The organism is Symbioplanes lichenis (assembly GCF_030709675.1).
Lineage (GTDB): Bacteria > Actinomycetota > Actinomycetes > Mycobacteriales > Micromonosporaceae > Actinoplanes > Actinoplanes lichenis.
In genome coordinates this window covers 189,409-215,666 of record NZ_JAUZQD010000009.1, presented here as the reverse complement: position 1 = coordinate 215,666, position 26,258 = coordinate 189,409, and the positions used below count along the sequence as shown (strand labels likewise).

Sequence of the window (26,258 nt, the reverse complement as noted above, 5' to 3'; positions counted from 1 at the left end):
GGGCGGCGGATCCGCCGCCGGTAGACGGGCCCGGCCTCAGCCGGGCACCGCGGTCCAACTCTGGTGCCGGGCCTGGTCCGGCTGCTGCAGGACGAGCAGCCGCGCCCAGCCGTAGCGCTGCGAGCCGACGCCGGCGGCCAGGCCACCGACGTCCGTCCGCAGGCTGAAGCCGTACGGGGTGGCGAAGAGCCGCCACCGGCCGTCGTCGCGGCCGCAGTCGCCCTGCACGAGGGGCGCTCCGGCCACCGGGTTGCCGCCGAGTGGCACGACGCACTTGCCGGACGCCTGGGACCGGAGCGAGAACGTGTCCGTCCCGGCCGGGACCAGCTGCCACTGCTCCTGGGCGTCGCCGTCCGCGTCGCCCAGGGTGATCGGGGTGCCGTCCGCGTCGCGGGCCGCGTAAAGATCCGCGGACCCGCCGGTCAGCGAGTTCTTCAGGACGAACCACGCGTTCGCCGCCGGGCGGGCCGCGGGCGCCGACCGGGCGACGCCCTTGGCCGCGTACTTCGTGCCGGGACTGCGGACCACGACGGTGTACTTGCTGCCGGGCCGCAGGCCGACCAGCCGCGCGCGGGTGGACGACGTGGTGGCGACCTTGACCCCGTCGACCTCCACCTCGTACTTGGCGGTGGGCGCCGCGGCGCTCCAGAGCAGCTGCACGGAGGTGGTGTCCTGGTCGCGTACCTCCAGGACAGCCTGCACCGCACCGGCCGGAGCGGCCACCGGTGAGCTGCCCGAGGGCGCCACGCCGTCGCCGCCGCCGTCCGCGATGCCCCCGCTGATGCCGGCGGGCACCGAGGGCGACGCGGAGGCGGCAGCGGGCGCGTTGGGGGCGTCCGGCACGTCGTCGCCGCCGTCGCCGCGCAGCAGGAACTCGCTCAGGGCGACGTTCCAGTTCAGGTCGAGCCAGCTCTTCGGCTCCGGGTCGGTGCTGAAGTAGTCGTCGTGGCCGCAGTCGAGGAGCAGCTCGTGACTGGGCGGGCACACCGAGCGGACCTTCGCGCCGGAGCGGTCGGGGCCGCAGAGCAGGTCGAAGTCGTCGGTGCAGCGCCCGGCGCCCGTGGCGTTCGGGGAGCCCTGGAGCACCGCGCCGAGCATGCGGGTGGTCTCGGTGGCGGCGATCGCGGAGCTCCAGCAGCCGGCGTCCACCCGCCCGTAGGAGGGGCCGCCGTTGTTGCGGTTGCCCGAGCCCCGCCGGTTGTCCGGCACGTAGGACGCGATGCCGCAGTAGACGTTGGCGTCGGCGAACATCAGATATTTGCGGTCGGTCCGGTTGTAGCCCAGCGTCTGCAGCGCGGCGATCGTGGCCGGGAACGAGGCGAGGGCGCCGGCGGGCAGCTGGACCTCGGCCACGTCCACCTGGCAGCTCGGCGTGGTCACGTACCGGATGTGCCGGGAGCCGCCCGTCTCGGCCGCGCTGGCGTCGAAGATCTGGTCGACGCCGGCCGTCCACGTGCGGATCGAGCCGAGATAGTCGGTGAAGCGGCTCGGGGTCCCGTACTCGTGCAGGTAGAGGGTCTGCAGGCGCTTGCCCGTCCGGCCGTCGCCGGCGCAGGCCACGTCGTGCGGCCCCATCACGAAGTCGGCGTCGCCGGGCGCGAAGTCGGGGATCAGCCCCGGCGCGGTGGCCGACAGCGCGACGCCGCCCTCGTCCCGGATGACCTCGGCGTCGGCGGGCACCACGGCCGCCTCGCGCTCGGGGGTCCGCGGCTCGGCCGCCTTGGCCGTGACGGGCGCCACGTCGGCACCGACGGCCAGGCCCGCGGGGGCGGTGTCCGGCCCGGTGGTGCAGGTCTCGGTGTCCAGCACGTACGTGCCCGAGCACAGCGAGTCCGCCGCCGGCGCCCGCAGCCCGGCGAACACCATGCCGTTGCCGCGGTTGTCGGCGGGCAGCCCCGTGGCCGTCTCCGTCGTGTCGCCGCTGCTGCCGCCGCGCAGGGTGCCGGTCACCATCCCGGGGCCGACGACGCCGCCGACACCGAGCACAGCGATGCCCAGAGCCAGGGGCAGCCAGCGGTGCGGGCGTCCCTTGGATGCTTCCCCACGAAGCGCGAGCCGTCGGTGGGCGGACAAACCATCTCCTCGTGCAGCGGGTGCGCGGTGGGAGGGGGCTATGGGGTGACCACCTCCCACCGCGCGGGGGCTTCGCGGACCCAGGGCGTGGGGACTGCTGCGGGACATCGGGCCGCGAAGCCGGATGGGATCGGGTCCGAGAGTGCCAGCCCGCCCGCGTCAGGGGAACGCCTTTAATCCAGATCTAAGCAAGGCATGCGCTGATGGGGTAATTCCCGGCCATGTCTCACGATCCGTCCGTCTTCTTGCGGCGGGCCTGGTCACGCTCGCGCGCGAGCCGGCCCACCAGGCCGAACCGGTTCGCCTGTTTCGGCGGGGCCTCGGCGTCGGCGAGCAGCATCACCACGCTGGCCCCGCCGAGCTGCGCCCGGGCCAGGCTGACCGAGCCGCCCGCGTCCTGCGCCGCGCGCCGGGCGATGTCCAGGCCCAGGCCGGTCGAGCCCTGGTCGCTCTGGCCGCGCTGCAGCGCCTTCTCCGGATCGGGGATGCCCGGCCCGGCGTCGTCGACCCGTAACGCCACCCAGCCGTCACGCCGGGTGAGGGCGACCTCGAACGCGGTGCCCTGCGGCGTGTAGCGGAAGACGTTGCCCAGGACGGCGTCCAGCGCCGCGGCCAGCTCGGCCCGCGCCACCGGTACGGGAATCCGCAGCTGAGCCCCGACCACCCGGTGCTTGCGGTTCTGGTCGCCGGCCAGCGCGGACCAGAAGACCATGCGATCGCGGACGACCTCGGCGGCGTCGCACAGCCCCTCCTCGGGCGCCTCGGCCACCTGGGCCGCCACCGCGGCGCGCGTGGTGTTGATGAGCTGGTCGACCTCGCCCTCGAGGGTGACGATCGCCTGCCGGATGCGCCGGATCCCGCGCCGCCGGTCGACCTCGGCCGCCGACAGGTCGATGATCTGCGTGTCGTCCGGGTCGAGCGCCTCGGCGTCGAGCCGCAGCACGGTCAGCGGCGTGCGCAGCCGGTGCGACAGGTCGGCCACCAGCTCCCGCTCGCTGGTGCGCGAGGTGACGAGCCGGTCGGCCATGCGGTTGAACGCGTAGCCGGCCTCGGCCAGCTCGCGCGGCCCCGAGGGCTGGATCCGCACCCCGAGATCACCGCCGCCGACTGCCATCGCCGCCTGCACCAGATTGCGTACGGACACCACGGCGCCCCGCGCGAGCCGGTCGACCACGATCACGGCGCCGAGCACGAGCCCCGCCATGATGCCGAGCAGGATCCACCAGTCGCGGGCCGTCCCCTCCGCGAGCTCGGCGTCGCTGACGAAGACCTCCACCACGGACGTCTTGCCGCCCGCGGTGACCGGCTCGAGCCGGACCAGCCCGCCGTCGACCTCCTGCTCCTTCGTCCGGGCGGAGGCCGCGGCGAGATCCGTCGGGCTGACCCGGCTGTTCGTGGTGGCGCCGTTGTAGTGCAGCACCGCGTTCGGGGCGGACTTGACCGCGGCCTCGAGACCCTTCTTGGAAGCGCCGGCCGTGACCGCCCCGGCGACCCGGGCGCTGCTCTCGGCGGCGGCCGCCAGGGCCTGCTCGCGATGGTCCGAGCGCAGCTCCCAGCCCAGCGGGACCAGGAACGACAACGCGGCGACGGCGGTGGTGGCGGCCGTGGTCCAGGCCAGCCGGGCCCTCAGTCCGGCGCCACCAACCGGAATCCGACCCCCCGCACGGTGCGCAGGTAGCGCGGCTTCGCTGCGGATTCGCCCAGTTTCCGACGGAGCCAGTACAGATGCACGTCGATCGTCTGGTCCTCGCCGACTGACGGCTGTCGCCATACCTCCTCCAACAGCTCACGACGGGAGACCACCCGGCCCGGGCGCGCGGCCAGGTAGGCCAGCAGGTCGAACTCCTTGCGGGTCAGGTTGAGTTGCTGGTCGCCCAGCGCGGCGCTGCGCTCGCCGACATCCACCCGCAGCTCGCCGACCTCGTGCACGGCGGGCTGGGCGGCCCGGCTGGCCCGCCCGACGCGGCGCAGCACGGTGGTGATGCGGGCGTCGAGGTGCGCGCCGGTGAAGGGCTTGACCATGTAGTCGTCGGCGCCGGCGCGGAGCAGCCGCACGACGGTCTGCTCGTCGTCGCGCGCGGTCGCGATGATGATCGGCACGTCGGTGATGCCGCGCAGCATCCGCAGCGCGTCGGAGCCGTCGAGGTCGGGCAGCCCGAGGTCGAGCACCACCAGGTCGGGCGTCTCGGCCGCCACGCGCCGCAGGGCGTCGAGCGCCGTGCCGACGGCGTGCACGGCGTGCCCGCGGTCGGCCAGGGACCGCAGCATCGCACCGCGCACGACGTGATCGTCCTCGACGAGCAACACCGTGGCCATGCGAAGAAGGTAGTGCACGCGGCGGCATAGACCGAATCCGTCATTCAGGGCCATGATTGAATCACGCAGGGTGAGCTAGAATCCGTTCTCCGATGCCTTTCACACTCTTTCCCGGCACCCGGGCGGCCCTCGCCGCCGACAGCCTCATCGGCCTGTCCGTCGGTGATGCGGTCGGCGCGCTGGGTGGCGATGCGGGCGCCCCGCCGTGGCGCTGGACGGACGACACCGAGGAAGCATGCTGTGTCGTCAATGCGATCACCGACGGTGACGAGCTGGTGCTGGATCAGGACCGCCTGGCCGAGCTGCTCGGGCGGCATTTCGACCCCGGCCGCGGCTACGGGCGCGGGGCGCTCATGACCCTGCGCGGAATCCGGGCGGGCACCCCGTGGCCGATCGCCGCGGCCGCCGCCTTCGACGGGCAGGGCTCGGCCGGCAACGGCGGTGCCATGCGGGCCGCACCCCTGGGCGCCTGGCACGCCGACTCACTCGCCCACGCCGCCGCGCAGGGCGCCCGGGCCGCCGAGGTCACCCACGCCCACCCCGAAGGCGTCGCCGGCGCCGTGGCGGTCACCGTCGCCGCCGCGGCCGCGGCCGGCGCCCGGTTGAGCGGTGAGCCGGTGGATCTGCTGGGCGCGGTGATCGCCCACACCCCCGACAGCCGGGTGCGCGGCTCGCTCTCCAGGGCCGTGCGCCTGAAGACCGCGGAGGAGGCCGCCTACGAGCTCGGCAACGGCTCCGGCGCGCTGGCCCTCGACTCGGTGCCCTTCGCGGTGTGGGTTGCGGCACACCACCTCGGCGATTACCGGACGGCTGTCGAGACGTGCGTGGCCGCGGGCGGGGACATGGACACCACGGCGGCCATGGCGGGCGGGGTGGTGGCCGCCTTCACGGGAGCGGAGGGCGTACCGAAGGAATGGCTCGACGCCCGCGAGCCGCTGCCGGAATGGCTGACGGTCCAGTGACTACTGCCGGTTGACTAGATCGTCATGCCACTCGGCGAAGCGCTCGCGCATGGCCGCGATGCGTTCAGGAGGGACGCCATAGGCGGCGAAACGCCGGTCCGGGTAGCGCTGCATCATCGCCACGAGGTCGGCGAAGACGCGGCGGTCGAAGCCCGCGTCGGCCTCCTCCGCCAGCCCGAGCAGTTGCTCGCGGGTGTAGCGGCCGGTCACCAGTGCGGCAACCACACTGATCACGGCCTCGACGGCAGCGGCGAACTCATCACGACGATCCCAGGCGGTGAAGAGATCGACGTCTTCGCTGGGGCGTTCGAGGATGCCGTGAATCTGGACGGCGTATCCGCCGGCGAGGGCGAAGCCGTAACGGCCTGCGACCCGGAGTCCGATCTCGGCCAGCTTGAGGTGGGCCGGGTCCACGATCAGCCGGCGAGAGTCCGCGGCGAGGTGGTGAGCTCCGGGAACCGGGCCTGCCACACGGCTCGCAGCCGGTCGGGGAGCCACAGGGCCGGCCATATCCGGCGAAGGGTGCCGGCGTCGAGGCAGCGAGCGAGATCGTCGGGGGTGGCGGCCTGGTTCAGCACGGTCTGGTACATCACCTGCAGGTCGCCGGGATCGTCGAGGTCGTAGGTGCTGTCGCCGGACCAGTCGAGGGAGCGGTCGAGGGTGATCTGCCCGCGTCGAGGGCCCCGCAGATCGGCGAGGCTCGCCGGCACGACGTAATGCCGTTGGTCCGCATAGCGCGAGCCGGGCGCCGCGCCACTGGTCGCTGTCATCGCCGTACCTCCTGGTCTCGATGGTACGTCCGAACGAAGCCCGGCCGTGCGTGATTGTGTCGTACGACATCTAGTCTCGATGCCAGCCGGCCGACGCACCCGGCGGTACCCACGGAGCCGGTGCCGGGGGCGACCGCATTAGCATCGTCATTGACCCATCACAAGACCGTGAGGAGAACCACCGTGTCCGACGCTCTCGTCGTAGCCGCCGGGACGACGGCGGCCGACGCGGTGGCCGCCGCGGGCCTGCCCAGCAACGGTCCGAAGGCGATCGTCGTGGTGAAGGACCCGAGCGGCCGGCTGCGCGACCTGGACTGGGCGCCCGCCGCCGACACCGAGGTCGAGCCGGTGGCGCTCGACACGCCGGACGGGCTCAACGTGCTGCGGCACTCGACGGCGCATGTGCTCGCGCAGGCCGTGCAGGCGACGTTCCCGGAGGCGAAGCTCGGCATCGGGCCGTTCATCACCGACGGGTTCTACTACGACTTCGACGTCGAGAAGCCGTTCCAGCCCGACGACCTCGGCAAGCTCGAGAAGAAGATGCAGGAGATCGTCAAGAGCGGCCAGACCTTCCGGCGCCGGGAATACGCGAGCCTGGACGAGGCGAAGGCCGAGCTGGCGCACGAGCCCTACAAGCTGGAGCTCGTCGACATCAAGGGCGACGTCGACGACAGCGAGGTCATGGAGGTGGGCGGCGGGGAGCTGACCCACTACGACAACATCGACCGCAAGGGTGAACGCGTCTGGGGCGACCTGTGCCGCGGCCCGCACCTGCCGAGCACCCGGCTCATCCCGGCGTTCAAGCTCATGCGCTCGGCCGCCGCGTACTGGCGGGGCAATGAGAAGAACCCGCAGCTGCAGCGGATCTACGGCACCGCGTGGGCCAGCCGCGACGACCTCAAGGCCTATCAGACCCGGCTGGCCGAGGCCGAGCGCCGCGACCACCGCAAGCTGGGCACCGAGCTCGACCTGTTCAGCTTCCCCGACGAGATCGGCAGCGGCCTGCCCGTCTTCCACCCCAAGGGCGGTGTGATCAAGCGCGAGATGGAGGACTACGTCCGCGCGCGGCACATCGAGGAGGGCTTCCAGTACGTCGGCACGCCCCACATCAGCAAGGAGGGGCTGTTCCACACCTCCGGGCACCTGCCGTACTACAAGGACACGATGTTCCCCCCGAGCCACATGGAGGGGGCGGACTACTACCTCAAGGCCATGAACTGCCCGATGCACAACCTGATCTACCGGTCGCGCGGCCGGTCGTACCGGGAACTGCCGCTCCGGCTGTTCGAGTTCGGCTCGGTCTACCGCTACGAGAAGTCGGGCGTCATCCACGGCCTGACCCGGGTGCGCGGCTTCGCCCAGGACGACTCCCACTCGTACGTGACCGCGGAGCAGGCCCCGGGTGAGATCAAGCACCTGCTGAACTTCGTGCTGTCGCTGCTGCGCGACTTCGGGCTGGACGACTTCTATCTCGAGCTGTCCACCCGCGACCCGGAGAGCGACAAGTTCATCGGCTCCGACGAGCAGTGGGAGATCGCCACGAAGGTGCTCGAGGACGTGGCGACCGAGTCCGGCCTCGAGCTGGTGGCCGACCCGGGCGGCGCGGCGTTCTACGGCCCGAAGATGAGCGTGCAGGCCAAGGACGCCATCGGCCGCACCTGGCAGATGTCGACGATCCAGTACGACTTCAACCAGCCGGCCCGCTTCGGCCTTGAATATCAGGCGGCCGACGGCACCCGGCAGGAGCCGGTGATGATCCACTCGGCCAAGTTCGGGTCGATCGAGCGCTTCCTCGGCGTGCTGGTCGAGCACTACGCGGGCGCCTTCCCGGCCTGGCTCGCCCCGGTCCAGGTGGTCGGCATCCCGATCCGCGACGACCACGGCGACTATCTGCAGGAGTTCGCCGACAAGCTGCGCAAGCAGGGCATCCGGGCCGAGGTCGACCACTCCACCGACCGCATGCAGAAGAAGATCCGCACCGCCCAGCAGCAGAAGATCCCGTTCATGGCGATCGCCGGCGACGACGACGTGAGCGGCGGCACGGTCTCCTTCCGCTACCGGGACGGCTCGCAGCGCAACAATGTTCCGCTCGACGAGGCGATCGCCCACGTGGTCGAGGTGGTCCGTTCGCGCACCAACGCCGGGCCCACCGCTTAAGACCTTCGAGGGGTACGGGCGGCAGCCGCCCGTACCCCTCGAACGGTTCTAAGGCGCGACCGGCCCCCAGCCGTCCTTGCTGTCGCAGGCCCCGATGCGAGCCGACTCCAGCAGCCGCTTCGCGTCCTCCCGGGGGAAGTCGGCGTGGTCCCGGGTCCAGACCCGCACGTGGCACGTGGCTGTCCGCAGGTAGAAGTTGCCGCTCTTGCTCGTCCGGCCGATCGAGTACCAGGCGGGTGAGCCCTGCACCGTGTCGGTGGCCGGGCCCAGCTCGCTGAGGAACTTGTCGTTGTCGGCGTTGCGCATCTCCAGCTCCACGATGACGCCGCCCTTGACGTAGTCGATGGCGCTGTCGCCGAAGACCCGGGCGTCCGGGGCGGCGAGCAGCATGACCTCGACCGCCCTGGTGCTGACCTGGCGCACCGCGAACCCCGGGGGCGTCGTCGTCAGCTGGAACGGGCCGATCACCGGCTCGGGCTCCGAGCCCCGCAGCGCCGCGCCGAGGGCAAGGAGCGTCTCCTTGTCCCCGTCGTGGTCCGGGGCGATCGTCACCCAGCTGCCGTCGGTGTTCTGCCAGGCGAGGGACAGGGTGTTCGGGACGCCGCCGTTGTCCTTGCGCAGCGAGGGCAGCAGCCGGGCGTCGTGGTCGCCGACCCGCACCGGCTCCCCGGCGGGCAGGTCGGCCGGCTTGAACCGGTCCTCCGACTGCACGACGACCGTGTAGTTCGGCTCGCCGTCGGTGGCGTTGCCGTTCCGGTCGACGTAGAGGGTCTGCCGGTCGATCGTGGACTGGCGGCCCCACACGACGAAGTCGGCGTCCGGGTCGACCGTCACGGTGGACCGGGTCTCGGTGCGCGGCCCGTTCGTCACGGGCAGCGGCGGCGCGGACTCCAGGTGCCGGGCGAGCGGGAGCCCGGCGGCCACGGCGACCACGGCGACGGCGGCCGTGACGGTGGCGGTGATCTTGCGTCGGCGGTGGATTCGGGCGGCGCCGGCGTAGGCGCCCTCGATCAGGCCGTCCGCGGCCGGGGCGTCGCCGGCGTGCCGGTCCAGGGTGTCGAGCAGCGGAACCGTGGGGACCCGGCGGCGCCGGCGCCACGAGAGGTACTCGTTGGTGAGCATGCGGCGCACGTACGCGTAGGGCTCGTCGGTCCCCTCGACGCGCCGCCATTTCACCAGGGCCCGGGTGAGCACCTCCTGCACCAGGTCCCGGGCCTGTTCGCGATCGCCGCTGAGCAGCATCGCGTACCGCAGCAGCGCGGGTGAGCGCGCCGCGGCGAACTCCTCGAATCTCATCCGGCCTCCCGCCGATGGACACTCTTCCCCACGCAGACGCCACGAGCCCCGGATCTGCTGTGCGATTAATGTGTGGGCGTGAGCGAGACGCCAGGGGAACCCGACGGGCTGGAACGGTTGTGGACGCCGCACCGGATGGGCTACGTCTCCGGGGAGGACCGGGACGCGGAGGAGGGCTACGAGGAGCCGACGGGCTGCCCCTTCTGCCTGGCGACCGGGCTGCCGCCGGAGAGGAGCCTGGTGGTGGCGCGGGGCGAGCGGGTCTACGCGGTGCTCAACCTCTACCCGTACAACCCGGGTCATCTGTTGATCTGCCCCTACCGGCACGTGGCCGACTACACCGACCTGACCGACGAGGAGACGGTGGAGCTGGCCGCCTTCACGCGGCGGGCGATGCGGGCGATCCGGCAGGCGAGCAGCCCGCACGGCTTCAACCTGGGCATGAACCAGGGCGCGGTCGCCGGGGCGGGCATCGCCGCGCACCTGCACCAGCACGTCGTGCCCCGGTGGGGCGGCGACGGCAACTTCATGCCGGTGATCGGCCGGACGAAGATTCTGCCGCAGCTGCTCGGCGACACTAGAGAGTTGCTGGCGAAGGCGTGGTCCGCAGTTCCCTCCAGTTCGTGAGCCAGCCGGCGACCTCCGCCGCGGGCAGCGGGCGGGCCAGGCCGTAACCCTGCAGGCCGTCCACGCCCAGCGCGATGAGCCGCTCGGCGGCGACCCGGTTCTCGACCCCGACGGCGACCCCGCCCAGGCCGAGGTCGCGGGCGATGCCGAGCAGGCCGGCGACGATGCGCTCGGCCGCCATGCTCTCGGGCAGCAGCCGGACGAGATCACGGTCGAGCCGCAGCCGGGAGACCGGCGCCTGCGCGACCGTCAGCCAGTGTGTGCCCCCGGCACCGACGCCGTCGAGGTCCACGGCGACGCCCGCCCCGGCCAGCCGGGTCAGCGCCCGCGCGGCCGCCGCCGGGTCCCGAGCCAGGGCGGCCTCCTTGAACTCCACCGCGATCGCGCCCGCGGGCAGGCCGGCCCGCGCGGTGCTCGCGGTCACCAGGGCGGGCAGGCCCTCGTCGAGCAGGTCGTCCGCCGCCAGGTTGACCACGACCCGGACCTCATGACCTTGCGTACGCCACCCCGCCGTCGCCGTCGCGGCGGCGTGCAGGATCCGGGCCGTCAGCTCGCGGTGACCCGCGTCGAGGAACGCGCCGGCGGGCCGGAGGCCGTGCTCGGGGTGGTGCCAGCGCAGCAGCGCCTCGAGCTCCCGGACGTCGCCGCCGGCCGTGAAGATCGGCTGGTGGTGGAGCTCCAGCGTCCACTGCGTTCCGGTGCTTTCCTCCGCGCGGCTCTCCCGGCGTCTTCTCATGGGCTTGCGCATCGGCCGCGCGCCGGTGGTCCTGAGTCTTTCAGAGGGCGGCGAGCGCGCGGACTCCCGCGGCGATCTGTTCGGCCGACGGGGCGTGCGCCGGGTCGGTGAGCCACTGGATCATGACGCCGGACATGAGCGCCATGGCGACCGAGCCCAGGCCGCGTACGGTCTCGTCGTCCAGGCTGTCCTCCGGCTTGCCGGTCAGCATCGCGGCCAGCCCGCTGCGGCCCTGCTGGATCCCGGCGGCCAGCTGCGCCTTGAGCTCGGGCTGGTGCTCCGCCTGGACCCACGCCTCGACGCTGGCCACCCAGAGCGCGCGCTGGGTGTCGAGGGTGCCGAGCACTCGCCGCCAATAACGCACCAGGGGGTCGGGGGAATCGTCGTCTCCCTCACCGGCCAGCGCTGCTCCGATCGCGTCGCCCCACTCCTCGATGGAGCTGAGCATGGCCGCCGTCATCAGCGCCTGGGTCGAGCCGTAGTGGTAGCCGATCGACGCGAGGTTCGCCCCGGACACCGCCACGATGTCGCGCGCGGTCGTGTTCGCATAGCCCTTCTCGGCGAGGCAGCGCTTGGCGCCTTCGAGCAGGTTCTCGCGGTGTCCCATGGCCGCCATCCTAGAATCTATACAAGCGTATAAGACGTATGTATAGTTCGGTGCATGACACAGCGAGAGGTTCTGATCTCCGGGGCGGGGCTCGCCGGGCCGGCCCTCGCCCACTGGCTACGCCGCGGCGGGCTGCGGCCGACGGTCGTCGAGCGGGCGCCGGCTCGGCGCGACGGCGGCTACAAGGTGGACGTACGCGGCGCCGCCGTCGAAGTGCTCAAGCGCATGGGCCTGTTCGAGGCCGCCCGCGCCGCCGACACGCGGATGCGCACGGTCACCTACGTCAAGGCGGACGGCGGGCGGATCGCCTCGCTCGACGCGAACCTGCTCATGGGGCGGCGCGGCGACGACCTCGAGATCATGCGGACCGACCTGGTCACGATCCTGGCCGACGAGTCGACCGTCTTCGGGGACTCGATCGCGTCGCTGCGAGAGACGCCCGACGGGGTGGACGTGACCTTCGCGTCGGGCGGCTCGCGGCGCTTCGACCTGGTCGTCGGGGCGGACGGGCTGCACTCGGCGACCCGGCGGCAGGTGCTGGGGGAGGTGCGGTTGCGGCATCTGGGCGCGTACATCTCGATCTTCGACGTGCCACCGGACCTCGGCCTGGACCGGGAGGAGGTGTTCTTCAGCGACCCGGGGCGGATGGTCTTCGCCTATCAGACCGGGCCGGGCGACCCGGCGCGGGTGGGCCTGGTCTTCGCGTCGCCGCCGCTCGGCGCGGTCCGGCCGAAGGAGGTGCTGCGGGAGCGGTTCGCCGGCATGGGATGGCGGGTGGACTCGTTCCTCGACGCGCTCGACGCCGGCCCTGAGCCGTACTTCGACTCGCTGAGCCAGGTCGAGCTGCCGCGCTACTCGTCGGGGCGGGTCGCGCTGCTCGGCGACGCCGCGTACTGCCCGTCGCCGGCGTCGGGGCAGGGGACGAGCCTCGCGCTGGTCGGGGCGTACGTGCTGGGCCGCGCGCTGGCCGCGACGGACGACCACGCGGCGGCCTTCGCCGGGTACGAGACGGTGATGCGCCCGTACGTGGAGAAGAATCTGGCCTACGGCCGCAAGATGGCCGGCGACATGGTGCCGGGCGGGCGCTTCTCGGTGGCGTTCCGCAACTACGGGCTGCGGACGCTGCGCTTCAACCCGTGGAAGCGGCAGATCATCGAGCAGGTCACGAAGCCGCTACACCTGGCCGCGAACGCGGTCACATTGCCGTGAGCAGGCAGAACTCGTTGCCCTCCGGGTCGGTGAGAACGGTCCACGGGACGTCGAGATCGATCACGGTGGCGCCCAGCGCTCGCAGCCGGGCCACCTCGTCCGCCGCGTCGTCGCCGGGGTAGGGACGGACGTCGAAATGCACGCGGTTCCAGCCGGCCTTCACGTCGGGTGTGCGCAGGAACTGCAGATAGGGGCCGACGCCCGCGGCGGAGCGCAGCACCGCGCTGTGCCCGGTGACCTTGAGCAGCGTCCAGTCCGTGGCCTCGCCCCAGAAGCGGGCCATCGCCTCCGGGTCCGCGCAGTCGACGACGACCGAGGCGACCGGTCCGGTGTCCGAGTCCGGGTCGTGCCAGTCCAGCACGCAGAACTCGTTGCCCTCCGGATCGGCCATGACCACCCACGGGACGTCGCCCTGCCCCACGTCCACGCGCCTGGCCCCCCGCCCCTCGAGCCGCGCGACCAGCTCCGCCTGATGGGCCTTCGAGCTGGTCGCAAGGTCGAGATGGACGCGGTTCTTGCCCGTCTTGGGCTCCGGCGAGGCGACGAGGTCGAGGACGACGGCGGCCGGGCCGGGGTAGGCGAAGCCCGCGGGCTCCAGGTTCGTCACCCCGGGGCCCTCGCTGGAGACGCTCCAGCCGAGCGCCGCCGCCCAGAAGGCGCCCAGTGCGGCGTCGTCGTGCGCCTTCATGTTGACCTGTACGAGCCGCGTCGCCATGCCGGAGATCGTAACTAGCTGTGTTCCTTGCGGGCGGCTTCGGCCAGGTGGGCGGGCATCGGCTCGTGCCGCAGGTACGTGCGGGTGAAGGTGCCCGCGCCCGACGTGAGGGCGCGCAGCTCGACGGCGTACCGGATCAGCTCGGTGGCCGGGACCTCGGCCCGGACCAGCGCGTGGCCGTCGTCGTCGGTGTCCGTGCCGAGGGGGCGCCCGCGGCGGCCGGAGAGGTCGCTCATGACCGGGCCGACATAGTCGTCGGGCACCCGGACGACGATCTCGTCGAGCGGCTCCAGCAGCGTGACCTGCCCCACCTCGGCGGCCTCGCGCAGGGCCAGGGCGCCCGCCGTCTGGAAGGCGGCGTCGGACGAGTCGACGCTGTGGGCCTTGCCGTCGACCAGGGTCACGCGGACGTCGACCACCGGATGGCCGGCGGTGAGGCCGCGGTCGAGCTGGGCGCGGACGCCCTTCTCCACCGACGGGATGTAGTTGTGCGGCACGGCGCCGCCGACGACCTTGTCGACGAACTCGAAGCCCGAGCCGCGGGGAAGCGGCTCGACCACGATGTCGCAGACGGCGTACTGGCCGTGGCCGCCGGACTGCTTGACGTGCCGGCCGTGGCCCTTGGCCGGGGCGGTGAAGGTCTCGCGCAGCGCCACCCGGACCGGCTCGGTGTCGAGGTCGACCCCGCCGGCGCGCAGACGGTCGAGGACCACCTCGGCGTGCGCCTCGCCCATGCACCAGAGGACGAGCTGGTGGGTGTCGGGGTTGCGGTCCAGGCGCAGGGTCGGATCGCCGGCGACGAGGCGGGCGAGGTTCTTGGCCAGGGCGTCCTCGTCCGAGCGGGACTTGGCGACGACCGCGATCGGGAGCAGCGGCTCGGGCATGACCCACGGCTCCATGAGCAGCGGGTCGTCCTTGGCGCTGAGCGTGTCGCCGGTCTCGGCGCTGCCCGACTTGGTGATCGCGCAGATGTCGCCGGCCACGCAGGCGGCGACCTCGCGGAGCTGGGCGCCCAGCGGGGAGTAGACGTGGGCGACCCGCTCGTCCGTGTCGTGGTCGGGGTGGCCGCGCTCGGTGAGGCCGTGGCCGGAGACGTGCAGCACCTGCTCGGGGCGCAATGTGCCGGAGAACACGCGGACCAGCGACACCCGGCCGACGTGCCGGTCGATCGTCGTCCGGACGACCTCGGCGACCAGCGGCCCCTCGGGGTCACAGGTCAGCGGCGGGCGCGGGCTGCCGTCGACGCCGGTGACCACGGGCAGGTCGTGCTCCAGGGGCGAGGGCGCCGCGTTGACGAGCCCGTCGAGCAGCGCGTCCAGGCCCACCCCGGTGGCGGCGCAGACCGGGATCACCGGGTGGAACGTGCCGCGGGCCACGGCCTTCTCCAGGTCCGGGATCAGCGTGGCCGTGGTGATCAGCTCGCCGGCCACGTACCGGTCCATCAGGTCCTCGTCCTCGCTCTCGGCGATGATCGCCTCGATGAGGGTGTCCCGGTCGTCCTTGATCGGCATCATGTGGTTGGTCTCGGCCTGGCCCTCGACCGGCGGATAGCCCGCCGAATAGTCCAGCACCCGCAGCGTGACCAGCCCGATCAGCCCGGCGATGGAGTCGCCGTCGTCGCCCAGCATCGGCTGGTAGATCGGCAGCACATTCTCGCCGAAGGCGTCCTGGCAGTCCTGCAGGGTGCCCTCGTAGTCGGCGCGCGGGTGGTCCAGCCGGGTGATGGCGACCGCGCGCGGCATGCCGACCGAGGCGCACTCCTCCCAGAGCGCGACCGTGGCGTCGTCCACGCCGTCGACGGCCGAGACGACGAAGAGCGCGGCGTCCGCGGCCCGCAGGCCGGCGCGCAGCTCCCCGACGAAGTCGGCATAGCCGGGGGTGTCGAGCAGATTCACCTTCACCCCGCCGTGGACGAGCGGGGCGCACGCCAGGGCGACGGAACGCTGCTGCCGCACGGCGGCCGGGTCGTGATCGCTGACCGTGGTGCCGTCGGCGACGGTGCCGGCCCGCGGGATCGTCCCGGTGGCCGCCAGCAGGGCCTCGGCCAGCGTGGTCTTGCCCGCGCCGGAGTGGCCGACCAGCACCACGTTGCGTACTCTGCCGGGTTCGGTCACCACCGGTCCGGGTTGATCTTGTGTTTTCAGCGCCATTGCTCCTCCTCGACCCCTGCCGGCCATTGTTCCGGACCGGGGGCCGGCGGTCCGCGGTGGCCTGCTGTTACCTCACGTCTATGGATGGGACACCCAGCGCAGTCGTGAGGGCAACCCTTGGTGAGCAGCGGGCCCGGGTCGGATGACGATCCGGCGACGCGTGACGCGCGCGGTGTCGCCGGTGGTCGCGCGCCGTTATGGTGGGACGGCCATGGCAAAGATCGTCAGCGTGCCCGCCCGTGCCGTCGTCGCGTACGGCGTCAATCCGACCGCCCGTTTCCTCCTGCGCATCGGCGTCTCGCCGAACGCCGTCACCATCGCCGGCACCGTCGGCGTGCTCATCGGCTCCGTCTTCGGTGCCCGGGGGCAGCTCCTCTGGGGCACCTTCATCGTCACCGCCTCCGCCCTGACCGACGTGCTCGACGGCACGATGGCCCGGATGCGCGGCGGCGGCGGCCACTTCGGTGCCCTGCTCGACTCGTCGATGGACCGGGTCGCGGACGGCGCCGTGTTCGCGGCCGTCGTCTACTACCTGTTCGTCGGCGAGGGCAACCCGTACAACGGGGGGTGGGCCGCCCTGGTCTGCCTCGTCGGCGGGCAGGTCGTCTCCTACGTGAAGGCCCGCGCGCAGAGCCTCGGCCTGAACGCCGACGTCGGCATCGCCGAGCGCCTCGAGCGGCTGGTGATCCTCGGCATCGGCGGCATCCTCGGCGGCTTCGGCCTCGACTGGGGCCTGCCCGCCGCGCTGTGGGTGCTGGCGCTGCTCTCGGTGATCACCGTCTTCCAGCGGCTGATCCACGCGGCGAAGTCGGACCGGCCTTCGTGAGGGACAGGCTCACCGAGTTCGGCTACGCGGCGGGGTGGCGGCTGGTCCGGGCCCTGCCGCTGCCGGCTGCCCGTGCGCTCTTCCGGGCGGCCGCCGACCGGGCCGCCCGGGGCAACGGGCCCGGCACCCAGCGGCTGCGGCGCAACCTGCGCCAGGTGGTGGGCCCTGAGGTGCCCGAGGCGGAGCTCGACACTCTGGTCCGCGACGGCCTGCGCTCGTACGCCCGGTACTGGATGGAAGCCTTCCGCCTCCCCTCGCAGTCGAAGCAGGACCACCTGCGTGACTTCCATCTCGTCCACGAGGCGGAGCTGGACGCGATGCTGGCCGAGGGCGGGGTCATCCTGGCACTGCCGCACGTCGCCAACTGGGACGCCGCCGCGGCCTATCTGGCGTCACGTGACTACAAGATGATCACGGTCGCCGAGCGGCTCAAGCCCGAGGGGCTGGCCGAGCGCTTCCTCGCGTACCGGAAAAAGCTCGGCATGGAGGTCCTGCCGCACACCGGCGGCGAGCGGCCACCGCTGGACGTCCTGACCGAGAAGGCCCAGCAGGGGTACGTCGTCGCGCTGCTCGCCGACCGTGATCTGTCCGCCCGCGGGGTCGAGGTGGAGTTCTTCGGCGGGCGCACGCGCATGCCCCCGGGGCCCGCGCTGCTCGCCATCCGGACCGGTCTGCCGCTGGTGGCCGTCGACCTGTGGTTCTCCGAGACGCAGACGATGGCGAAGCTGCGCCCGATCGAGCTGCCGGCCGAAGGCGCCCTCGACGCCCGGGTCCGCGAGGCCACGCAACGGCTGGCGCACGCCTTCGAGCAGGGCATCGCCGACCATCCCCAGGACTGGCACATGCTGCAGAAGCTGTGGCTCAACACCGCCGCCCGGATCTGAGGCGGCGCTCGTGCGGATCGGGATCGTCTCGCCCTACTCCTTCGACGTGCCCGGCGGTGTGCAGAACCACATCGTCGACCTCGCCGAGGCCCTGATCGGGCTGGGCCACCACGTCAGCGTGCTGGCCCCGGCCGACGAGGACAGCGAGCTCCCGCCGTACGTGGTGCCGGCCGGCCGCGCGCTGCCGCTCCCGTACAACGGCTCGGTGGCCCGCATCGCCTTCGGCCCGGTCTCCACCCGGCGCGTACGCCGCTGGATCGCCCGGGGCAACTTCGACGTCCTGCACGTGCACGAGCCGATGACCCTGAGCCTGTCGATGCTGGCCGTGCTCTCCGCCCGCGGGCCGGTCGTCGCCACCTTCCACACGGCGATGACCCGATCCCGCGCCCTCGCCGCCTCGGCCGGCCTGCTCCAGCTCGTCGTCGAGAAGATCACCGCCCGCATCGCCGTCAGCGAGCTCGCCCGCAAGGTGCAGGTCGAGCATCTCGGCGGCGGCGCGGTCGAGATCCCCAACGGCGTCGCGGTGGCCAAGTTCGCCGGCGCGCTCCCGCTGCCCGGGTGGCCCGGCGAGGGTGGTGCGCTGGGCTTCCTGGGCCGGTTCACCGAGCCGCGCAAGGGCTTCGACCATCTGCGTACGGCGTTCGTGGCGCTCGCGTCCGCCCGGCCCGGCCTGCGGCTGCTGGTCGCCGGGCCGGGGGACCGGGACGAGCTGTTCGCGGGCATCCCCCCGTCGCTGCACTCCCGCGTCACGTTCCTGGGCCTGGTCAGCGAGGCGGACAAGGCGCGCATGCTGCGCAGCGTGGACGTCTATGTGGCGCCCAACACCGGGGGCGAATCCTTCGGCATGATCCTCACCGAGGCCATGGCGGCCGGGGCGGCGATCGCAGCGAGTGATCTTGACGCCTTCCGCCGGGTGCTCGACGGCGGCCGGGCCGGAGCCCTCTTCCCCACCGGCGACCCGGACGCCCTGACCACGCTGCTCGGCAACCTGCTGGACGACCCGGCGCGCCGGGCTGAGCTGGCCCTTTGCGCCCGCGAGGCGGTCCAGGCGTTCGACTGGCCCAGCGTCGCCCAGCGGGTGCTGGAGGTCTACCAGGCGGCCATCGAGGCCACCGACGGCCGCGTGATCGACGCCCCCCTGGCGCTCGAGGAGTGGCAAGGACCACGCCACGGCGAGTGACCATGGCGGGCGCGGAGGCACTACGATGCCCCGCATGTGGTGGGTCCTGGGTTCGGTCGCGGCGGTGGTTCTGCTGGCGGCCTATCTGGCCTGGACGGCCCACCGCGTCGAGCGCGTCCACGTGCGCGCCCAGTCCGCCTCCCGCGCCCTCGACGCCCACCTGGTCCGCCGGGCCGCGGCCGCCGCCGTCGTCGCCGAACGCACCGACTTCGTCGAGCTCTACGCCGCCGCCCGCCTCGCCCTCGACGCCGGCACCGACGAACGCGAAGCCGCCGAGAATGATTTGACCCGCCAGCTCCGCGTCGTCCCGCTGAGCGTCTCGGACGAGGCGACCCGGGCCCTGGTCGACACCAGCCGCCGCGTCGGCCTCGCCCGCCAGGTCCACACCGACCTCGTCCGCGACGCCCTGACCGCCCGCCGCCGCCCGCTGGTCCGCGTGCTGCGCCTGGCCCACCGCTACGAGCGCCCCCACTACTTCGAAATCGTCGACCCGACGCTGCTGGACCCGGTGACCGTGGCGCCCCGCCCGGCGCCGGACGACTCGCCGGACCTGGCCGTTCCCCTGGGCTGAGTTCGCGCCGCGGTGAGCAGTCCACCCGGGGGTCGATTGGCTGTCGGCGGGCGGCCGGCCCGCTCGTAGAGTTCGGCGCGACGTCCCCTGTCCGAGGAGTGTGCCATCGTGTCCGACAGCCGTCCCGCCACCGGAACCGCCCGCGTCAAGCGGGGCATGGCCGAGATGCTCAAGGGCGGTGTGATCATGGATGTGGTCACGCCGGAGCAGGCCAAGATCGCCGAGGATGCCGGCGCCGTGGCTGTCATGGCGCTCGAGCGGGTGCCCGCGGACATCCGGGCCCAGGGCGGCGTGTCGCGGATGAGTGACCCGGACATGATCGACGGGATCATCGGCGCGGTCAGCATCCCGGTCATGGCGAAGGCGCGGATCGGGCACTTCGTCGAGGCGCAGGTGCTGCAGGCGCTGGGCGTGGACTACATCGACGAGTCGGAGGTGCTGACCCCGGCCGACTACGCGAACCACATCGACAAGTGGGCCTTCACCGCGCCGTTCGTGTGCGGGGCCACGAACCTGGGTGAGGCGCTGCGGCGGATCACCGAGGGGGCGGCGATGATCCGGTCGAAGGGCGAGGCGGGCACCGGGGACGTCTCGAACGCCACGACGCACATGCGCACGATCCGGGCGGAGATCCGCCGGCTCACGTCGTTGCCGGAGGACGAGCTGTTCGTCGCCGCGAAGGAGTTGCAGGCTCCGTACGAGCTGGTCAAGGAAGTCGCCGCCGCGGGCAAGCTGCCGGTGGTCATGTTCACCGCGGGCGGGATCGCGACCCCGGCCGACGCGGCCATGATGATGCAGCTGGGCGCGGAGGGAGTCTTCGTCGGTTCGGGCATCTTCAAGTCGGGCAACCCGGCGCAGCGGGCGTCGGCGATCGTCAAGGCGACGACGTTCTTCGACGATCCCGACGTGATCGCCAAGGTGTCGCGGGGGCTGGGCGAGGCCATGGTCGGCATCAACGTCGACGAGATCCCTCAGCCCCACCGCCTGGCCGAGCGCGGCTGGTGACCAGCGTGCGCATCGGGGTCCTGGCGCTGCAGGGCGACGTACGGGAGCACTTGTCGGCTCTGGCCGGAAGTGACGTCCTGGCCCGGCCCGTACGCCGCCCCGCCGAGCTCGACGACGTCGACGCGCTGGTGATCCCGGGCGGCGAGTCGACCACGATCAGCCACCTCGCGCTGGCGTTCGGGCTGATGGGGCCCGTCCGCGAGCGGATCGCCGGCGGCATGCCCGCGTACGGATCCTGCGCCGGCATGATCATGCTGGCGGCGACCGTGCTGGACGGTCGCCCGGACCAGGAGTCGTTCGGCGGCATCGACATGACCGTGCGGCGCAACGCGTTCGGGCGGCAGGTCGACTCGTTCGAGGCCGCCGTGGGCATCGACGGCGTCGCGGGGGGCGATTTTCACGCGGTTTTCATCCGCGCGCCCTGGGTCGAGAAGACGTCCGGCGATGCCACGGTGCTGGGCCGCGTCAAGGACGGGCCCGCCGCCGGTAGGATTGTCGCCGTTCGGCAGGGCAACCTGCTCGCCACGGCTTTCCACCCGGAGCTCACCGGAGACCTCCGCGTTCACCGGTACTTCGTCGAGATGGTCCGCCAGGCCGCAGACGCACGGTAGCGATTCACGGAGGTTTTGCATGTCCGGCCACTCCAAGTGGGCGACGACCAAGCACAAGAAGGCCGTCATCGACGCCAAGCGCGGCAAGATGTTCGCGAAGCTCATCAAGAACATCGAAGTCGCGGCCCGCACGGGTGGCGGTGACCCGGCGGGCAACCCGACGCTCTACGACGCCATCCAGAAGGCGAAGAAGAGCTCCGTCCCCAACAACAACATCGACAACGCGGTCAAGCGCGGCTCCGGCCTGGAGGCCGGCGGCGCCGACTGGCAGACGATCATGTACGAGGGCTACGGCCCCAACGGCGTCGCGCTGCTGATCGAGTGCCTCACCGACAACCGCAACCGCGCGGCGACCGAGGTCCGCACGGCCCTGACCCGCAACGGTGGCACGTTCGCCGACGCCGGCTCGGTCTCGTACCTGTTCAACCGCAAGGGCGTGATCGTCGTCCCCAAGGGTGACCTCTCCGAGGACGACCTGATGCTCGCGGTGCTCGAGGCGGGCGCCGAGGAGATCAACGACCTGGGCGACAGCTTCGAGGTCGTCAGTGAGCCGGCCGACTTCCCGGCCGTGCGCAAGGCCCTGCAGGACGCCGGCATCGAGTACGACTCGGCCGAGTCCTCGCTGGTCCCCACGATGACCGTCCCGGTCGACGAGGAGGGCGCGCGCAAGGTGCTCAAGCTCATCGACGTCCTCGAGGACAGCGACGACGTCCAGAACATCTTCGCCAACGCCGACATCAGCGACGAGATCCTGGCGGCCATCGACGCCTGATCCAGCGCGAGTGCGGGGCCGGTCCACCTGTGGGCCGGCCCCGTTTCTTGTCAGCTGACCACACCCGGGCGAGGAAGCTCGGACATCGTGAGCACCCTTCATCTGCCCTCGGTCGAGACGCTGACCGTGGACGACCTCGTCCGCCTGCCCCGGGGCCACCGCTACGAACTCCACGACGGCAACCTCGTCATCGCACCCCCGGGGACCTTCTGGCATCAAGGCATGATGCAGCGCGTTCTCCTGTTGCTGCTCGACCGCGGCTTCGAAGCCTTCACCAACCCGGGCGTACGCGGCGGCCGGCCCCGCGACAGCCGCATCCCCGACCTCGGCGTGCTGTCCGCCTTCCCCGCCGACGTCCTGGAATGCTCCCACCTCCCGGCGTCCGCCTACCCGCTGGTCGTCGAGATCGTCTCCGGCCACCACCCGACCGGCGAGTACACCCACCGGGCCCACTGGTACGCCGAACAGGGCATCCCCGAGTACTGGATCGTCGACCGCGCGCCGGAGGACAAGCCCCACGACGCCCAGGTCCACCAGCACCGCCTGACGATCGGCGGCCCGCTTCCGGCGTACGTCCGGGAGCGTTCCCTGCTGCTCTCGGAGCTCGAGAACGAGTACCGTGCCGAGAAGGCATAGCCAATGCGTCAGTTGACCAGTGACATCTGGCGCAGCGACAAGTATGGTGAGGGGGTGATCGCCGTTATGGAAGATCTCGACATGTCGATGCTCGAGACGCTGGACGTCGAGGGTCTCGGCGCCCTGCCCAAGGGCTTCCGCTACGAACTCCACGAGGGAAATCTCGTCATCATGACCCCGTCCAGCTTCTGGCACAAAGAGATGGGGGATCGTCTCTGGCTCATGCTGCGTACGGCGGGACAGAAGGTCTTCCACGACCCCAGCGTCCGGGGTGACCTGCCTCGCGACAGCCGCCTGCCCGACATCGGAGTGGTCGTCACGACCCTGCCGCCGGACAAGGCCGACTACTCGAGCCTGCCCGGATCGGCCTTCGGGCTGGTCGTCGAGGTCGTCTCGGAGAAGTCGCCGAACGGCGAATACACCGAGAAGGCCCACTGGTACGCGGCGCGCGGCATCCCGGAGTACTGGATCGTCGACCGGACGGCCGATCGTTCCCACGAGGACGGGATGGTGCACCTGCATCGGCTGTCGCTCGCCGGTCCCGCGCCGGCCTATGTGCGCGAGCGCTCGCTCCTGTTGTCCGAGCTCGAAGCCGAATACCGGGCCAAGAGCGCGTAGCCACGTCAGGTGCCGGAGGCCTGCTCCATGAAGTGGATCAGGTAGAAGAGGATCAGCAGGAAGCCGCCGCACACGCGGGCGTAACGCCACCACATCGAGCGGCGGTAGGCGTGGAGCCAGGCGATTTCGGCTTCGGCCGTGGCGGTGGTGGGGTCGCGTACCGTCGTGGGGGTGAGGGGGGCCAGGCGGAGGGCGACCGAGGCGCTCGGGCGGCGGGTGAAGAGGGCCGGGGCCGGCGGACGCACGACTTCCACCGGATAGAGCTGCTCGTCGCGCCAGTGGGCGGTGCGTTTGGTCAGGCGGGTGCGGAGGAAGGCGGCGGCCGCGTCGTGGCCGGTCAGGCGGGTGCGCCAGGTGAGGCGGCGCCAGTGGCCGGCGATGTCGGTGAGGACTTCCATGGCGATCGCGTCGCCGACATCCGCGTTGCCGCCGACCAGGGCGGCGGCCTCGTGGTGCAGGGTCGTGCGCCGGGCGGCGGCGAAGCGCAGGTAGTCCGGAGGTGGTTCGTCGGTCATGGGCGGGATGAGGTACGCCACCCTTCCATGCTGAGGTGACCCAGGTCACCGCACAAGAGGGTGACGGGTGTGGCGGGCGAGGGCGCCGGGGCGGGGCGTACTAGGGTGTCGAACACACGTCCGATGATGAGGGGGAACCGTGCGGGTGCTCGGCATCGACCCCGGCCTGACCCGGTGCGGCGTCGGCGTCGTGGAGGGGGTTCCCGGGCGGCCGTGCACGCTGGTCGGCTACTACGTGGTCTACTCCGAGCCGGACGAGGACCTCGCGCTGCGGCTGCTGCACCTCGACACGTCGCTCGCCGCGCTCGTGGCGGAGCACAAGCCGGACAGTGTCGCGGTCGAGCGTGTGTTCAGCCAGCACAACACGCAGACGATCACGGGCACGGCCCAGGCGAGCGGCATCGGCATCCTGGCCGGGGCGCGGGCCGGGCTGCCCGTGCAGACGTACACGCCGAGTGAGGTCAAGGCCGCGATCACCGGATCCGGTACGGCCGGCAAGGCGCAGATGACCAGCATGGTGACCCGGCTGCTGAGCCTCGACGCGCCGCCCAAGCCCGCCGACGCCGCCGACGCGCTCGCCATCGCCATCTGTCACATCTGGCGCGGCGGCACCCGGGACCGGATCCAAGCCGCCGCGCTCAAGGCCGCGCAGGCCGCGAAGGCCGTCAAGCCCCGCCGGCCGGGCATGATCCGCAGGACAGGAGCCGTTTGATGATCGCCAGCGTGCGCGGCGTGGTGGCCGCGATCTTCGCCGACCGGGCCGTCGTCGAGGTCGGCGGCGTGGGGATGGCCGTGCTCTGCGCCCCGGGCACGCTCGCCACGCTCAAGACCGGCGCCGAGACCCGCCTGGCGACGAGCCTGATCGTGCGGGAGGACTCGCTCACGCTGTACGGGTTCGCCGACGACGACGAGAAGCACCTGTTCGAGCTGCTGCTGTCCGCGAGCGGCATCGGACCCAAGATCGCTCAAGCCGTGCTCGCGGTGCACCAGCCCGAGGCCGTACGGCGGGCGATCTCCTCCGGGGACACGGCCGCCCTGACGCGCGTACCCGGGATCGGCAAGAAGGGCGCGGAGCGCCTTGTTCTTGAACTGCGCGACAAGGTCGGCATGGTCTCCACCGGGGCCGACGGGGTCGCCGGGGCGCTGCACGGCGGCTGGCAGGACCAGGTCCGCCAGGGTGTCCTCGCGCTCGGCTGGTCCGCCCAGCAGGCCGACCAGGCCGTCGCCGCAGTCGGCGAGACGATCGACGGCGAGGTCCCGCCCGTACCCGTGCTGCTGCGGCAGGCGATCCGCCTGCTGGGACGCACGCGATGAGCGACGACGACCTGGTTTCCCCGTACGCCGAGGACGCCGACCTCGACGCGGAAGCCAGCGTCCGCCCGCGCCGCCTCGCCGACTTCATCGCCCAGCACCGCGTCCGCGACCAGCTCGACCTGCTGCTCCAGGGCGCGATGAAGCGCGGCACCGCCCCCGACCACATCCTCCTCTCGGGGCCACCTGGCCTCGGGAAAACGACGTTGGCCAATATCGTGGCGGCGGAGCTGGGGACGGGGATCCGGACCACGAGCGGGCCGGTGATCGAGCGGTCGGGCGACCTGGCGGCGATCCTCACCGGGCTGGCCGAGGGCGACGTGCTGTTCATCGACGAGATCCACCGGATCGCCAAGCCGGCCGAGGAGCTGCTCTACAGCGCCATGGAGGACTTCCGGGTGGACGTGGTCGTGGGCAAGGGGCCCGGGGCGACCGCGATCCCGCTCGACGTGGAGCCGTTCACGCTGGTCGGGGCGACGACACGGGCCGGGCTGCTGTCCGGGCCGATGCGCGACCGGTTCGGGTTCGTGGCGCATCTCGACTTCTACTCGCAGGGCGACCTCGACCTGCTGCTGCGGCGGTCGGCGCGGATCCTGGGGGTGGAGATCACGCCGGAGGGCGCGGCCGAGGTCGCGGGGCGGTCGCGGGGGACGCCGCGCATCGCCAACCGGCTGCTGCGGCGGGTGCGGGACTATGCCGAGGTACGCGGGGACGGGGTGGTCGATCTTCCGACGGCCAAGGCCGCGCTCAAGGTGTACGACGTCGACGACCTGGGCCTCGACCGGCTGGACCGGGCCGTGCTGCGGGCGCTGATCGAGTCGTTCCGGGGCGGGCCGGTCGGGTTGTCCACGCTGGCCGTCGCGGTCGGGGAGCAGGCGGACACCGTCGAGGAGGTGTGCGAGCCGTTTCTCGTACGGGCGGGGCTGCTGGCGCGGACGCCGCGCGGGCGGATCGCGACCGACGCCGGGTGGCTGCACCTGGGGAAGACGCCGCCGGAGGGGCGGAGCATCGCGGCGCAGCAGCCTGACCTGTTCACACGCAACGGCGATATCTCTCCGTGATGTGAACGTGACGTAGGCCGTCCATCAAGTTCCCAGAATCTAGGTTTAGACTCGCGCCCGTCGCTATTGCCGCATTGTGTGCCACGAGCCGCGGTGCCGGCCCCACGGAAGGTCACCTCGTGTATTACTTCGCAGCCCAGGCGCAGGAGGGTGGCGGCAGCTTCGTCCCGCTGCTGCTCATCGTCCTGCTCTTCGGCGTCATGTACTTCATGATGATCCGCCCGCAGCAGAAGCGGCGCCGCGAGGCGCAGGCCATGCAGTCGGCGCTGGGCCCCGGCGACGAGATCGTCACCATCGGCGGGCTGCACGGCACCGTGGTCACGGTGGACGACGAGGTCGTGACGCTGGAGATCTCGCCGGGAGTCACCGCCCGCTACGCCCGTCCGGCGATCGCCCGGGTGCTCAAGCAGGAGCCGGCGGCCGCGCTCGCCGAGGAGCCGGTGCCGGCCGAGCCGGAGGTCCCCGCCGCCGACGAGCCGATCCAGAGCCCGGTCGTGGAGACCAAGAAGAAGGACTGACCGCGACGCCGGTCGGCCTGCCCGTTCCCGGGGTGGGCCGGCCGGCGTTGTGTCTTTTCGCCCGCCGCAGGGTCGGGCGGAGGGCCCGGCGTTGTGGATAATGGCGCCGGGCAAACCGGCCGGAACGCCCCA

General features: G+C 72.1%; 28 protein-coding genes. 17 read left to right on the top strand and 11 right to left on the bottom strand.

Annotated features, from left to right (window positions below):
• Positions 1-36 precede the first annotated feature (36 nt).
• From RAN62_RS22950 to RAN62_RS22940, 3 genes are all read right to left on the bottom strand, one after another.
• A complete protein-coding gene (locus RAN62_RS22950; RefSeq protein ID WP_305786780.1) occupies positions 37-2,073 on the bottom strand; it encodes an RICIN domain-containing protein in 2,037 nt (678 codons plus the stop codon).
• Between the two features lie 226 nt (positions 2,074-2,299).
• The gene (locus RAN62_RS22945) at positions 2,300-3,652 is read right to left on the bottom strand and encodes a HAMP domain-containing sensor histidine kinase (protein WP_305786779.1); all 1,353 of its coding nucleotides are present in this window, start codon (positions 3,650-3,652) and stop codon (positions 2,300-2,302) included.
• A 47-nt stretch (positions 3,653-3,699) separates the two neighbouring features.
• Positions 3,700-4,389: a response regulator transcription factor gene (locus tag RAN62_RS22940; protein ID WP_305786778.1), complete on the bottom strand. Its 690-nt coding sequence runs from the start codon at positions 4,387-4,389 to the stop codon at positions 3,700-3,702.
• A 92-nt stretch (positions 4,390-4,481) separates the two neighbouring features.
• Between RAN62_RS22940 and RAN62_RS22935 the strand changes: the two genes are divergently transcribed.
• Positions 4,482-5,351: an ADP-ribosylglycohydrolase family protein gene (locus RAN62_RS22935; protein WP_305786777.1), complete on the top strand. Its 870-nt coding sequence runs from the start codon at positions 4,482-4,484 to the stop codon at positions 5,349-5,351.
• Here the strand turns inward: RAN62_RS22935 and RAN62_RS22930 are convergent, their stop codons facing one another.
• Both RAN62_RS22930 and RAN62_RS22925 read right to left on the bottom strand, forming a co-directional pair.
• On the bottom strand, positions 5,352-5,765 hold the full coding sequence (locus RAN62_RS22930) for a nucleotidyl transferase AbiEii/AbiGii toxin family protein (RefSeq protein ID WP_305786776.1): 414 nt from the start codon (positions 5,763-5,765) through the stop codon (positions 5,352-5,354).
• A gap of 2 nt (positions 5,766-5,767) precedes the next feature.
• Entirely contained in the window at positions 5,768-6,121 is a 354-nt protein-coding gene (locus RAN62_RS22925; protein WP_305786775.1) for a hypothetical protein, read from the bottom strand.
• A gap of 183 nt (positions 6,122-6,304) precedes the next feature.
• Here RAN62_RS22925 and thrS point away from each other — a divergent pair, with 183 nt between their 5' ends.
• Positions 6,305-8,278 (top strand): threonine--tRNA ligase, encoded by a 1,974-nt coding sequence (gene thrS / locus RAN62_RS22920; protein WP_305786774.1) that lies wholly within the window; start codon positions 6,305-6,307, stop codon positions 8,276-8,278.
• Positions 8,279-8,326: 48 nt separating this feature from the next.
• Here thrS and RAN62_RS41195 read toward each other — a convergent pair whose 3' ends face one another.
• Positions 8,327-9,574 carry a sigma factor gene (locus RAN62_RS41195; RefSeq protein WP_369077189.1) on the bottom strand — a complete coding sequence of 416 codons (1,248 nt, stop codon included), beginning with the start codon at positions 9,572-9,574 and terminating at the stop codon, positions 8,327-8,329.
• 135 nt (positions 9,575-9,709) lie between these two features.
• On the opposite strand from RAN62_RS41195, the gene RAN62_RS22910 reads away from it, so the two are divergent.
• Positions 9,710-10,201, top strand: coding sequence for an HIT family protein (locus tag RAN62_RS22910; protein ID WP_305786941.1), 492 nt, complete (start codon positions 9,710-9,712; stop codon positions 10,199-10,201).
• Here RAN62_RS22910 and RAN62_RS22905 read toward each other — a convergent pair.
• Complete coding sequence (locus RAN62_RS22905; protein ID WP_305786773.1) at positions 10,152-10,937, bottom strand: EAL domain-containing protein; 786 nt, start codon at positions 10,935-10,937, stop codon at positions 10,152-10,154. The two genes, RAN62_RS22910 and RAN62_RS22905, sit on opposite strands and share 50 nt — an antisense overlap.
• 40 nt (positions 10,938-10,977) lie before the next feature.
• Positions 10,978-11,544 (bottom strand): TetR/AcrR family transcriptional regulator, encoded by a 567-nt coding sequence (locus RAN62_RS22900; RefSeq protein ID WP_305786772.1) that lies wholly within the window; start codon positions 11,542-11,544, stop codon positions 10,978-10,980.
• Between the two features lie 54 nt (positions 11,545-11,598).
• Here RAN62_RS22900 and RAN62_RS22895 point away from each other — a divergent pair, with 54 nt between their 5' ends.
• Positions 11,599-12,753: an FAD-dependent monooxygenase gene (locus RAN62_RS22895; protein ID WP_305786771.1), complete on the top strand. Its 1,155-nt coding sequence runs from the start codon at positions 11,599-11,601 to the stop codon at positions 12,751-12,753.
• On the opposite strand, the gene RAN62_RS22890 is transcribed toward RAN62_RS22895, so the two are convergent.
• Together RAN62_RS22890 and RAN62_RS22885 are read right to left on the bottom strand one after the other, a co-directional pair.
• Positions 12,740-13,468, bottom strand: coding sequence for a VOC family protein (locus RAN62_RS22890; protein WP_305786770.1), 729 nt, complete (start codon positions 13,466-13,468; stop codon positions 12,740-12,742). The two genes, RAN62_RS22895 and RAN62_RS22890, sit on opposite strands and share 14 nt — an antisense overlap.
• Positions 13,469-13,482: 14 nt before the next feature.
• Complete coding sequence (locus tag RAN62_RS22885; RefSeq protein ID WP_305786769.1) at positions 13,483-15,618, bottom strand: elongation factor G-like protein EF-G2; 2,136 nt, start codon at positions 15,616-15,618, stop codon at positions 13,483-13,485.
• A 211-nt stretch (positions 15,619-15,829) separates the two neighbouring features.
• Between RAN62_RS22885 and pgsA the strand changes: the two genes are divergently transcribed.
• The 9 genes from pgsA to RAN62_RS22840 all read left to right on the top strand — a co-directional run bounded on the left by pgsA (position 15,830) and on the right by RAN62_RS22840 (position 22,721).
• Positions 15,830-16,444 (top strand): phosphatidylinositol phosphate synthase, encoded by a 615-nt coding sequence (pgsA, locus tag RAN62_RS22880; protein ID WP_305786768.1) that lies wholly within the window; start codon positions 15,830-15,832, stop codon positions 16,442-16,444.
• The gene (locus tag RAN62_RS22875; RefSeq protein WP_305786767.1) at positions 16,441-17,328 is read left to right on the top strand and encodes a phosphatidylinositol mannoside acyltransferase; all 888 of its coding nucleotides are present in this window, start codon (positions 16,441-16,443) and stop codon (positions 17,326-17,328) included. The genes pgsA and RAN62_RS22875 overlap by 4 nt, the downstream gene beginning before the upstream one ends.
• A 10-nt stretch (positions 17,329-17,338) precedes the next feature.
• Positions 17,339-18,508 carry a glycosyltransferase family 4 protein gene (locus tag RAN62_RS22870; RefSeq protein WP_305786766.1) on the top strand — a complete coding sequence of 390 codons (1,170 nt, stop codon included), beginning with the start codon at positions 17,339-17,341 and terminating at the stop codon, positions 18,506-18,508.
• Positions 18,509-18,533: 25 nt separating this feature from the next.
• A complete protein-coding gene (locus tag RAN62_RS22865; RefSeq protein WP_305786765.1) occupies positions 18,534-19,079 on the top strand; it encodes a hypothetical protein in 546 nt (181 codons plus the stop codon).
• Between the two features lie 108 nt (positions 19,080-19,187).
• Positions 19,188-20,084, top strand: coding sequence for a pyridoxal 5'-phosphate synthase lyase subunit PdxS (gene pdxS, locus RAN62_RS22860; protein ID WP_305786764.1), 897 nt, complete (start codon positions 19,188-19,190; stop codon positions 20,082-20,084).
• Complete coding sequence (gene pdxT, locus RAN62_RS22855; RefSeq protein ID WP_305786763.1) at positions 20,081-20,695, top strand: pyridoxal 5'-phosphate synthase glutaminase subunit PdxT; 615 nt, start codon at positions 20,081-20,083, stop codon at positions 20,693-20,695. The genes pdxS and pdxT overlap by 4 nt, the downstream gene beginning before the upstream one ends.
• A gap of 19 nt (positions 20,696-20,714) precedes the next feature.
• The gene (locus tag RAN62_RS22850) at positions 20,715-21,467 is read left to right on the top strand and encodes a YebC/PmpR family DNA-binding transcriptional regulator (RefSeq protein WP_305786762.1); all 753 of its coding nucleotides are present in this window, start codon (positions 20,715-20,717) and stop codon (positions 21,465-21,467) included.
• An 87-nt stretch (positions 21,468-21,554) separates the two neighbouring features.
• Positions 21,555-22,103, top strand: coding sequence for a Uma2 family endonuclease (locus tag RAN62_RS22845; protein WP_305786761.1), 549 nt, complete (start codon positions 21,555-21,557; stop codon positions 22,101-22,103).
• 54 nt (positions 22,104-22,157) lie between these two features.
• Positions 22,158-22,721, top strand: coding sequence for a Uma2 family endonuclease (locus RAN62_RS22840; protein WP_305786760.1), 564 nt, complete (start codon positions 22,158-22,160; stop codon positions 22,719-22,721).
• A 5-nt stretch (positions 22,722-22,726) separates the two neighbouring features.
• On the opposite strand, the gene RAN62_RS22835 is transcribed toward RAN62_RS22840, so the two are convergent.
• Complete coding sequence (locus tag RAN62_RS22835) at positions 22,727-23,257, bottom strand: hypothetical protein (protein WP_305786759.1); 531 nt, start codon at positions 23,255-23,257, stop codon at positions 22,727-22,729.
• 118 nt (positions 23,258-23,375) lie between these two features.
• Here RAN62_RS22835 and ruvC point away from each other — a divergent pair, with 118 nt between their 5' ends.
• The 4 genes from ruvC (at position 23,376) to yajC (ending at position 26,126) form a co-directional block, all read left to right on the top strand.
• Positions 23,376-23,948 (top strand): crossover junction endodeoxyribonuclease RuvC, encoded by a 573-nt coding sequence (gene ruvC / locus RAN62_RS22830; protein ID WP_305786758.1) that lies wholly within the window; start codon positions 23,376-23,378, stop codon positions 23,946-23,948.
• Positions 23,948-24,550, top strand: coding sequence for a Holliday junction branch migration protein RuvA (gene ruvA / locus RAN62_RS22825; RefSeq protein WP_305786757.1), 603 nt, complete (start codon positions 23,948-23,950; stop codon positions 24,548-24,550). The genes ruvC and ruvA overlap by 1 nt, the downstream gene beginning before the upstream one ends.
• Positions 24,547-25,608, top strand: a complete 1,062-nt coding sequence (gene ruvB, locus RAN62_RS22820; RefSeq protein WP_305786756.1) for a Holliday junction branch migration DNA helicase RuvB — start codon at positions 24,547-24,549, stop codon at positions 25,606-25,608. The genes ruvA and ruvB overlap by 4 nt, the downstream gene beginning before the upstream one ends.
• A 119-nt stretch (positions 25,609-25,727) precedes the next feature.
• On the top strand, positions 25,728-26,126 hold the full coding sequence (yajC, locus tag RAN62_RS22815) for a preprotein translocase subunit YajC (RefSeq protein ID WP_305786755.1): 399 nt from the start codon (positions 25,728-25,730) through the stop codon (positions 26,124-26,126).
• The last annotated feature ends 132 nt before the right edge of the window (positions 26,127-26,258 follow it).

Bases quoted from the DNA above. Each gene is read 5' to 3' on its own strand.
- RAN62_RS22940 (WP_305786778.1), bottom strand. From the start codon at position 4,389: ATGGCCACGGTGTTGCTCGTCGAGGACGATCACGTCGTGCGCGGTGCG.
- RAN62_RS22935 (WP_305786777.1), top strand. From the start codon at position 4,482: ATGCCTTTCACACTCTTTCCCGGCACCCGGGCGGCCCTCGCCGCCGAC.
- RAN62_RS22925 (WP_305786775.1), bottom strand. From the start codon at position 6,121: ATGACAGCGACCAGTGGCGCGGCGCCCGGCTCGCGCTATGCGGACCAA.
- RAN62_RS41195 (WP_369077189.1), bottom strand. From the start codon at position 9,574: ATGAGATTCGAGGAGTTCGCCGCGGCGCGCTCACCCGCGCTGCTGCGG.
- RAN62_RS22910 (WP_305786941.1), top strand. From the start codon at position 9,710: ATGGGCTACGTCTCCGGGGAGGACCGGGACGCGGAGGAGGGCTACGAG.
- RAN62_RS22905 (WP_305786773.1), bottom strand. From the start codon at position 10,937: ATGAGAAGACGCCGGGAGAGCCGCGCGGAGGAAAGCACCGGAACGCAG.
- RAN62_RS22900 (WP_305786772.1), bottom strand. From the start codon at position 11,544: ATGGGACACCGCGAGAACCTGCTCGAAGGCGCCAAGCGCTGCCTCGCC.
- RAN62_RS22895 (WP_305786771.1), top strand. From the start codon at position 11,599: ATGACACAGCGAGAGGTTCTGATCTCCGGGGCGGGGCTCGCCGGGCCG.
- RAN62_RS22890 (WP_305786770.1), bottom strand. From the start codon at position 13,468: ATGGCGACGCGGCTCGTACAGGTCAACATGAAGGCGCACGACGACGCC.
- RAN62_RS22885 (WP_305786769.1), bottom strand. From the start codon at position 15,618: ATGGCGCTGAAAACACAAGATCAACCCGGACCGGTGGTGACCGAACCC.
- pgsA (WP_305786768.1), top strand. From the start codon at position 15,830: ATGGCAAAGATCGTCAGCGTGCCCGCCCGTGCCGTCGTCGCGTACGGC.
- RAN62_RS22865 (WP_305786765.1), top strand. From the start codon at position 18,534: ATGCCCCGCATGTGGTGGGTCCTGGGTTCGGTCGCGGCGGTGGTTCTG.
- RAN62_RS22850 (WP_305786762.1), top strand. From the start codon at position 20,715: ATGTCCGGCCACTCCAAGTGGGCGACGACCAAGCACAAGAAGGCCGTC.
- ruvA (WP_305786757.1), top strand. From the start codon at position 23,948: ATGATCGCCAGCGTGCGCGGCGTGGTGGCCGCGATCTTCGCCGACCGG.
- ruvB (WP_305786756.1), top strand. From the start codon at position 24,547: ATGAGCGACGACGACCTGGTTTCCCCGTACGCCGAGGACGCCGACCTC.